The organism is Pseudomonas sp. RIT-PI-S, assembly GCF_025642975.1.
Taxonomy (GTDB): domain Bacteria; phylum Pseudomonadota; class Gammaproteobacteria; order Pseudomonadales; family Pseudomonadaceae; genus Aquipseudomonas.
In genome coordinates this window covers 1-2,530 of sequence record NZ_JANZKJ010000033.1, presented here as the reverse complement: position 1 = coordinate 2,530, position 2,530 = coordinate 1, and the positions used below count along the sequence as shown (strand labels likewise).

The 2,530-nt window shown below is 65.3% G+C and carries 1 protein-coding gene; it reads left to right on the top strand.

The window, feature by feature from the left end:
• Positions 1-670: 670 nt before the first annotated feature.
• The coding region (locus OGL93_RS22100) for a hypothetical protein (RefSeq protein ID WP_263265158.1) at positions 671-2,530 on the top strand (1,860 nt) is incomplete at its 3' end.

The following is a 2,530-nucleotide window of genomic DNA, read 5'->3' as shown; positions in this document are numbered from 1 at the left end:
CTGCCGTTTTGATCCCCGCCCGCCACCCCTTCAGGGCATCGCGGGCTTCGCCCGCTCCTACAGTTCAGACCGGCGTCGGTCCGTAGGAGCGGGCAAAGCCCGCGAACTTGGCCTCACTGATCCCGCCCACCACCTCCAGGGCGCCGCAAGCTTCGCCCGCTCCTACAATTCAGACCGGCGTCGGTCCGTAGGAGCGGGCAAAGCCCGCGAACTTGGCTTCACCAGCCGGGTGCCAGGCCGATACACGGCTTTGACAGCCCCCGCCCGCCTGCCAGCAACGTGCGGCCTAGCCTGCCATTTGATCTAGCCTGTTACCGCCAGGGCATCGCGGGCTTCGCCCGCTCCTACAGTTCAGACCGGCGTCGATCCGTAGGAGCGGGCAAAGCCCGCGAACTTGGGCTCACCAGCTAGGTGCCAGGCCGATACACGGCTTTGACAGCCCGCCCGCCTGCCAGCAACGTGCGGCCTAGCCTGCCGTTTTGATCCCGCCCACCACCTCCAGGGCGCCGCGGGCTTCGCCCGCTCCTACAATTCAGACCGGCGTCGGTCCGTAGGAGCGGGCAAAGCCCGCGAACTTGGCTTCACCAGCCGGGTGCCAGGCCGATACACGGCTTTGACAGCCCCCGCCCGCCTGCCTATACCAAGCAAAACAACAGAGGCAGGGTGCACCATGGATAACCGCAACCCTGGCCAGCGCTGGCAGTCGGCCAATTCCCTCATGCAACCCCATCCCGCCCATACTCCTCATCGTCTCGCCGTGGCTGTGGTCCTGGCCTTGGGCGTGTTGGTAGCGCAACACGCTGAAGGCAGCGGCAGCTGCAACCGCACCCACACGGTGATCTCCGCCCCCACCTCCAGCGCCTGCGAGCTGGCTAATCAAGAAAGCCTGACAGTGACCGCCGGCGGCGCGCTTGACCTGGCCGACGGTTCGGCGGTGAGCGTGCGGGAAGGCACGGCGGCACGACAGTTCGTCAATAGCGGGAGGGTCAGCGGCAACTATGGGCTGTATATCGATGGTGGGCAGATCACCGGCAAAGTCATCAACGGTGCCGACAGCACCCTCGAAGGCAGCCTGGCTGGGCTGCACTTGAGCAATGGCAGCATCGGCGGGGCATTGAGCAATGCCGGCAGCATCCTGGTAAGCGGCTCGGGGGCGGCTATCGAAGTGTCCGATTCGACCCTCTATGGCGGCCTGAACAACAGCGGCAGCATCGTCGCAGCCTCCGGTGCCCATGCCATTGCCTTGACCGGCAGCACGGTCACCGGCGACATCAAGAACAGCGGCACGCTCGGTTCCACCTCGCAAACGCTGCTGCTCGACGACAGCCAGGTGAGCGGTTCGGTGCTCAACTCCGGCACTATCAGAAGTGGCAGCGCCTCGCTGGCGGTCAACAACAGTGTGATTGGTGGCAGCATCGTCAACACCGGCCAGCTCAACGGCACCATCCAGGTGATCGATAGCTTGGTGCAGGGCCAGTTTTTCAACGGCGGGCGCCTGTCCAGCGGCTACACCGGGATGGTGATTCATGGCAGCACCCTGGTCGGTGGGCTGACCAACGAGGGCTCCATCTATGCAAGCTCTGGGCTGCTGATCCGGGAAAGCACCTTGGGCAACCTCCTCAACACCGGCACCATCGACAGCGGCAGCAGCGACTTCCAGCTGTGGGATACCACGATCAGGGGCGACGTGATCAACCGCGGCACCATCACTACCGGCTCCAGTGGCTCGGCCGGGCTTACCTTGCAAGGCGGCACCATCGTCGGCAACCTCCTCAACGTCGGCACCCTGAGCGGTGGCCCTGCGGCGACGGCGCTGCGCGCGGACCAAAACGCAGCGATCCTCGGTAGCCTGATCAACACCGGCAAGGTCACCGGCGCCACCGGCATCGAGCTGAAAAACAGTCACATCGGCGGCAGCCTGATCAACACCGGCAGCATCACCGGAGGGATCAGCGAGGACACCCCCGGCAGCGGCCTGGGGCTCGGAGACACCGAAATCCGCGGGGACTTTCGCAACAGCGGGCAGATTCGCGGCGCCACCTACGCCACAGTGTGGGCAGCGGTCACGCTCGGCGGCAGCCTGGTCAACAGCGGCAGCCTCACTGCCGACAGCAGCGCAGTGGTCATCGCCGGCTCCAGCCTGGGCGGCGACCTGCTCAACACTGGGCGCATCAGCGCACCGGTGGGCGGCTTGATCCTGGGTAGCGACAAGATCGCCGGTAACCTGGTCAACGACGGCGTGATCCGCGGGGGCGCCTACCCGCTCTATCTCAACGACACCACTCTGACCGGCCAATTGCTCAATCGCGGCAGCGTCAGCGGCGTGACCGGGATCGCCCTGATCAAAAGCAGCCTGGGCGGAATCGATAACCAGGGCAGCGTGCGCGGTACCGATACCGGGCTGCGCCTCACCGGGGCAACGGTCAACGGCGGGCTGGTCAATAGCGGGGTGTTGGCCGGTGAGCAATATTCGCTCTATGTGGATGATGCCAGCCATCTGGAGTCGCTCTACATCGCGGGCAACAACACT